Annotated in this window: 5 protein-coding genes; 1 reads left to right on the forward strand and 4 read right to left on the reverse strand. The window is 48.5% G+C overall.

Going from position 1 to position 6,861, the window contains the following annotated elements:
* Window positions 1–3: 3 nt before the first annotated feature.
* The 3 genes from DSZ37_RS08015 to DSZ37_RS08025 form a co-directional block, all read right to left on the reverse strand.
* Window positions 4–1,026, reverse strand: coding sequence for an alpha/beta fold hydrolase (locus tag DSZ37_RS08015; protein ID WP_109726394.1), 1,023 nt, complete (start codon window positions 1,024–1,026; stop codon window positions 4–6).
* Window positions 1,027–1,233: 207 nt separating this feature from the next.
* Window positions 1,234–2,019 carry an MmcQ/YjbR family DNA-binding protein gene (locus DSZ37_RS08020; protein WP_109726395.1) on the reverse strand — a complete coding sequence of 262 codons (786 nt, stop codon included), beginning with the start codon at window positions 2,017–2,019 and terminating at the stop codon, window positions 1,234–1,236.
* A 1-nt stretch (window position 2,020) separates the two neighbouring features.
* Entirely contained in the window at window positions 2,021–2,593 is a 573-nt protein-coding gene (locus tag DSZ37_RS08025) for a 3'-5' exonuclease (protein ID WP_181380279.1), read from the reverse strand.
* A gap of 219 nt (window positions 2,594–2,812) precedes the next feature.
* On the opposite strand from DSZ37_RS08025, the gene DSZ37_RS08030 reads away from it, so the two are divergent.
* Window positions 2,813–4,351, forward strand: a complete 1,539-nt coding sequence (locus DSZ37_RS08030; RefSeq protein ID WP_109726397.1) for a hypothetical protein — start codon at window positions 2,813–2,815, stop codon at window positions 4,349–4,351.
* Between the two features lie 300 nt (window positions 4,352–4,651).
* Here the strand turns inward: DSZ37_RS08030 and DSZ37_RS08035 are convergent, their stop codons facing one another.
* A complete protein-coding gene (locus tag DSZ37_RS08035; protein ID WP_109726398.1) occupies window positions 4,652–6,268 on the reverse strand; it encodes a carbohydrate binding domain-containing protein in 1,617 nt (538 codons plus the stop codon).
* Window positions 6,269–6,861 lie beyond the last annotated feature (593 nt).

Here is a 6,861-nt window from a genome sequence, read left to right on the forward strand (position 1 = left end):
AATTTATTCGTTTACCTCTTCCGCAGGCTCCTCCTGCTGAACGGGCAGCTCCTCTGCCGCAGCTTCCTCAGCCATGGCTTCAAAGCGTTCGTCGTTCCAGCGATCCAGCCACGAGAACAGGGTCTTTGCAATGTCTTTATACACGTTGACGGAGTTCTTCTCCATGAGCACATCATGTCTCATACCGTCAAACAGACGGTGGGATATGCTCTCATAGCCCAGCTTTTCCAGCTTCTTCATGGAGCCCATGAACTTTCTCTCCGATATCATAGCGGAGTCGTCCCTGCCCGAGATAAAGCGTATGGGCAGCGAGGGATTGGCAACATTCCAGCCGCGTCCCGACTCGGACTGCTTCACCAGCCAGAGCAGCTCCTGATAGGCATTGAGAGTGGGCTTGAAGTTGCACAGCGGATCCTCGTTGTACGCAAGGACTGCGTCGGGATCGCTGCATCTCCATGAATTTATGGGATCCTCAAAGAACTTGCCGAAGCTGTCATCGATAGTATCGAATATCTTCTCGCTCCTGAAACGGCTTCCGGGACGCTTTGAAGATACCGACCCTATGATACGGGCAGGCTGAGAAAATGCGCTGTGGCAGATAGTACCCAGAAGAACTATACCGTTTATTTCGGCATCGTGCTCCTTCATGAAGCATCTTGCAGCTGCGGCTCCCATGCCGCTTGCGGCGATAAATACGGGAACATCGGGATAGGCAGCCTTCACCTTGCGGTTGAGCTGAGCAATATCGCTGATAAGACCCTCTCCGCCTCTCCTGAACATAAAGCCTATGTCATCGGGCTCAACGATACTTTTTCCGTGTCCTCTGTTGTCGCTTATGACCGTAATGAAGCCCTGCTCCGCAAGGTAGTCCATAAACGGGTAATAGCGCTCCTTGTGCTCATTCATGCCGTGGATCACCTGAACAATGCCGTTTATATCTCCCGAGGGCACCGCCAGTACAGCTGAGACAACAAGTTCGTCATAATCGGAAGTAAATACAAATTCCTTCAGATCAGCATTAAGCATAAAGATCCTCCTGTCAAAAATCGGGGAAAAATAAAGTGTATACAGTTAATTATATCATAATTGTTTTAAAAAGGCAAGGGGCGCGGCATTAAAGTTCCGCTTTTGCCGTACTTCGCTGCGCAACAGCCTGCGGGGGCTCCCCGCTTATAACACAACTGGTTTAAAAAGGCAAAGAGCGCGGCGTTAAAGTTCCGTTTCTGCCGCACTTCACCGCGAAACAGCCTGCGGGGGCTCCCCGCTTCTGCAAAGCTCCCTGAGCCTGCACGAAAGAGTGTTGGGGACTCCTCTTGCTCCTCTTACCGCTGACACTCCCAGCTTCCTCATCTCCGATAGAGGCATATCCTCCTGAGCGAGCCTGTGGGTAAGCTTCAGCTTCATAGCCTTTTTTATACGGTAGCTGCCGTCATCGTAGTTGTAGGGAATATTGACCTCCTCAGCCACGCACCTGTACATTATGGCAGAGATTGGTGCAGCCATATAGATATAGACCGTGTCCCCCACTATCACATCCGAGGTCTGCTTCCAGATTATAGCACCGTCCCGTCGGAAATCCTGCTCAACATCGTACATGGCAGGTGCGGCAGGGATAAGCCATTCCTTTGTGTCTGTGCGAAGCCTTTTGCCGCTGCCGCTCTGTGAGGCAAGCTCATAGCTCATGTCCAGCAGTCCCAGCAGCTGCTCCTCGTCCACTGTGCCGTCAAGAAGCACCGACACCCACTGCTCCTTCTGCATATGGTATGCAGGCAGTATGCCTTTCATAGCAAGGAGAGAGCCTGTCATCAGTGGACTGCACTTCACGTTGACTATTTCGTACTTAACGCCCTTTTCCAGCCCGAGACTTTTCCCGTCAACTCCCATGGAAATGGCATACCACTTCTTGTTGGCAGCGCAGCGGAACACTGCAAAATCAGGGTATCTTTTCCACAGATACTCGGGCTCGGAGCCGTAACGCTCACGAGCATATCCAAAGAGTCTTTCTTTCAGTCCGCCCATATCAGTCAGTCTCCTCAGTCATTTTCCTCAGCTCGTCCCTGAGACGCAGGTAGCAGGCGTTGCATATCTCGCAGTCCTTTTCCGCTCGGTGGGCGCCCTCTATCTCGATACCGTAATGAGCAGCCACAGTGGTCTGTCTCCTGTTGGGCAGCATTGGCAGAGCCTTCCGTGAAAATCTCAGCACGTCCACAAAATCATTGGTAAGATATATACCGTGGCAGCGGAGAAGATTGTCATAGAGGAAGTTTATATCGAAATTCACATTGTAGCCCATGAGCATATCACTTCCTGCAAACTCATAGAAATCCATGATAGCCGAGGTTATATCGGGAGCATCCTTTACCATATCGTTTGTTATGCCCGTAAGCTCGGTGATGAACGGGGTTATCCTGCTGTGAGGCTTTATAAGAGTGCTGAATACCGCAGCTTTTCTGCCGTTTCTGTAACGTACTGCCGCTATCTCGATTATCTCGCACTCCTCGGGAGCAAGTCCCGTGGTCTCTATATCCACTACGCAGTAATCCTCGGGGAAAGCCATCCTGCTCTTTCCCTTGCGGCGTTTAGTCTCGCTCACATTCATGCTCCTTCCCTTTCCGCATTATACTCTACAATTATAATATATAGCGGAGCAATTGTCAAATCAGCAGTTGTTCTCCTCTGTTTTACTGTAATGATAATAAATATTTCACATTATTTATCAAAAATACTTGATTATTACCGTAAAGAGTGCTATCATTATAATGGAGATTAATATACACCCACCAACCACTTCTTACAGAAAGGGGTAATAACCATGAAGAAACTTTTAGCACTTACCGCAGCACTTACTGTCGCAGCAGGAGCAGCTTCTTTGCCTGCATCAGCTGCATATGAGCACATTCCTCAGAGCAGGATATGGGATGAGGAAATAGAAATGTTCGATGCCTTTGACAAGGGCGAGATACCTACCGATGTCAACGGCGACGGCACCTTTGATCTCATCGACTGTCTTATCTATTTCGCATATACCAACAGACTTGACTACAACGAAGAATACAAGGATACACTTGAAGCGCTGGGCGACCTTACCGGTGACGGCATGGAGAATTGGGATGACGCAGAGCATCTCATCAGGTACTACATCACTACTCACCATATGTCATTAAAGGACTTCGATCCTGATACCTATGCTGACTATGAGCAGATATACGAAGTCACACATACAGGCTTCGTATGCCATTCGCCCTCTGTAACCACCCATTCTCTGGTAGAAGGTTTTATCGGTCAGCTCAAAATGGACTGTTCCTATCTTATGGCAGGTTACGATATCTACTGCGAGTATGTGGATAACGGCACTATTGACCCCGACCTTAACGCCGACGGAAACTGCGATCTGACCGATCTTACATATTTCTGGGCATATTCCCTCAACAGAGAAGTATTTTCCGTTAATCCTGCGGACAACTCTATCAGCGAGAACATGGATAAGGACATTTTCGCCCGCGCCAAGGCTATTTATGACGCTCTGCCCGAATCTGCCCCCGGCGGAGACTGGAGATTCAACTTCACTAATATGTACTATTATGAGCACGGCAATGTTACCAAGGATATGATAACAGACGAGTTCTTTGAGAGCGTTCTGGAGGGCGCCTCCAAGCTGGAGCTCACTCGATTTGTCACAGAGGATTACTTCAGCTACGTTCCTCAGAATGATCCGTACATCGACTACGACGCCAAGATGTTCGACAGAGAGTACAATGCCTTTGTGGAGGCGGTGCATAACGGCGAAAAGTCACTCCCCGACACCAATGATGACGGTATACTCAACTCACTTGACTCCTTCAACACATATATCTTCAAGTGCGAGCAGAGAGCAGGCGTCACCGATGAACAGTCCATACTTCCCAAGGATGTGCGCAATACGTTCATAAATGATATGGATGTTAACGACAACGGTCTCAGCGGCGATATGAACGACCTCGAAATCATCGACCTTTTCATCTCCATAGAAGATAAGACCGAGGAGGAAATGGATGAGATCTGCAATAATTATATGGCTCGTCTCAATGAGTATGCCGCTCAGCTTGCCTCATTAAAGAGTCTCCCTCCCCTTAAGTTCAGTCCTGACGGTCAGATGTCAAATATGACAGACGATGACCGCACCGGCGATGCAAACAACGACGGAGAGACCGATCTTGCAGATGCTATATTCATTATGCAGTCCCTTGCAAATCCCGATAAGTATGAGCTCTCTGCACTCGGCAGATTCAAGGGTGATGTTTACGAAGCAGGCGGCGGTATCACCGCAAACGACGCCCTCGCCATCCAGAATAGGCTCCTTGCAATAAAATGATATAAATCAGAATTTAACACCTTCGGTGTTAAATTCCGAAGCCCTTAGCCTTTAGCTTTTAGCCATTAGGAAGCGGCTTCGCCGCTTTATTATCGGGCGGCGGAACGCCGCCCCTACATCAGGCTAACGGCTAATGGCTATGGGCTAACGGCTAATGGCTATGGGCTAACGGCTTAAATCAAAATTTAGCTTTGCTAAATTTTGATTTATTTGAGCAGTGCAAATAATACAATGCCCCTGAGCGCTTTAAAGCGCTCAGGGGCAAAGCTATTTATGGATCTCTGTTTGAAAAATGTTTTGTCAGTCTGTTGCCTGGAAAATTCCCCTTACAAAGGTATACAGATGTGCATGGATAGAGTCGTCGCCATGGTGTCCGCCCTGAACAACGTGCCATACATGAGGAACGCCGTTCTTGTCAAAGTTGTTATGGTAGCCCTGAGGAGTATCGAGACGAACTACATCATCCTGTGTACCGCCTGTGATGAACAAGAGGTAGGGCTGATCCTCGGGATTGCTCCACTTGAACGCGCCCTGTGCGCCGGGAGCTGCACATATAGCGCCTACATAGCCAAACTTGTCACCGTGCTTCATACCTATCTGGAGAGACTCACGTCCGCCCATTGAGAAGCCTGTTACCGCAGTGTAGTCCCTGCCCGTCTTGACGCTGTACTTCTCCTCGATATGAGGCATAAGACTGTCAACGATATCATCAACGAAGTTGTCGTAGCCCTCGTTTGAGCCCGGATCTGCAAAGCCTGTTGCGTCATTCATGGTTGCACTGGTGAATACGAAGGGAACTACAACGATCATGTCCTTAGCCTCGCCCGAAGCTATGGCATTGCCGATTATCTGCTTGGTGTACATCTGACCGTTGCCCTGTGTTATCATACGGTTCTCGTTCTCGAAGAAGCCGTGGAGAATGTAAAGAACGGGGTATTCCTTGCTCTCGTCGTAATCAGCAGGAAGCAGAATGTTGTAGGGCTTGTTCTTGTTTGCCTTCTTGGAGAAGTAGGTCTCCTTCTTGATGGTACCGTACTTTACTCCGGGCTTCTCGGTGTGAGAATCCGCAGGCTCGCTGTTAACTACCTGACTCTGCATGAGCTCTGTCAGCTCCTCGGTGGTGTACTTCTGCTGACCCGGGATAATAACAGGTTCAACTACGGGGAACTCCGTTATCTTTGCCGCAACGAACTGCATGATGAGGATAGCGTCGTTGAGCTCGTAAACGCCGTTGCTGTCAGCGTCAGCCGCCTTGAGAGTTCTCTTGTCGGTTATACCGTTGATGAGCCCCTTACGGGCAGCCACGATGTCAAGAGAGTCGATAACTCCGTCGTAGTTGATATCGCCCTTGTTCATCTTAACAGCAGCAGGCGGCTCCTCGATAGTCGTTCCGCTCTTGGCGCCCACTATCTCGTCGATGTAGAAGCTGCATTTGCCCTCCTCAGTCTCGATGTAGAGCTGGATATTGTCTGCACCCTCGGGAATGGTAAAATCATTATTTTCCAGATGAGCCCATTCGCCCTTTTCGGCAGTTACCTGTGCGATCTTCGGGTACTTATCCGTAGTACCGTCACTGTACTGCAAAGTGAGGCAGAAGGTCACGGGAGAAGAAGTGTCCTCGGTCATTACATATGCGCTGAAAGCATAGGACTGCCCTGCGCTGAATGTGGAGCCGAGACTTACTGTGGCACCATTCCAGTTGTTTTCTCTGCCGCTGGTGTAGAGGGAAGCTTCTCCCGAGCGAGAGGTGCCCGAGACTACCTTGACCGACGCAGAACCGCGTCCCGTCCACTTTTCTGTGCCGTCCTCAAAGGTGCTGTGAAGAAGATAATCAGTATCCGCAGCGGTCACGGGTACTGATGCGACAGCTGAGAGGGAAAGCGCTGCCGCAGTGATGAGTGGTAATATTTTTTTCATTTCCAATCCTCCTTTTATGTCTTTGTTAATAATAAAAGAACATATTATATACTGTTTTTTAACATATATTTTTTCATCCGTCAACCCACAAAACGCAGATTAGGTGCAAATGAGAATTTGTTTTTTACGTTATAATAATATGAATACTATTTTTGTGCTATTATAACATTTTTATGATGTAGCGGTGATATTTTTTCATTAGCAGCTGTTTACGAACAGCACAATATATCAGTGTCATGAAATTACAATATAACATAAGCAGTATTCTGCTCTGATACTATATTTGTTACTATCACAAATCAGAATTTCGAGCTGAGCCAGCTCGACCGCTTGCCACGTTGTCGCTCGTAAACTCGCTTAATAATATCAAAAATGGTATTTGTACATCGCTTACAGCGCAATAAGTACGCCGAGCCTATGTAAGGGATTCCAAAGGGACTGTGTTCCTTTGGCGGAGTCCAGAGGCAGCGCCTCTGGTCGTCGCTTTCAGCTTTTAAGGCGACGAAATAAAACAAAGCGCTCCGCAAGGGGTGAATCAAAAAACAGTCCGGTGGACTGTTTTTTGAGAGGGGACGCCCTGCAAGTGAGGGCGT

Source organism: Ruminococcus flavefaciens, from assembly GCF_900116855.1.
Classification (GTDB): domain Bacteria; phylum Bacillota; class Clostridia; order Oscillospirales; family Ruminococcaceae; genus Ruminococcus; species Ruminococcus flavefaciens_R.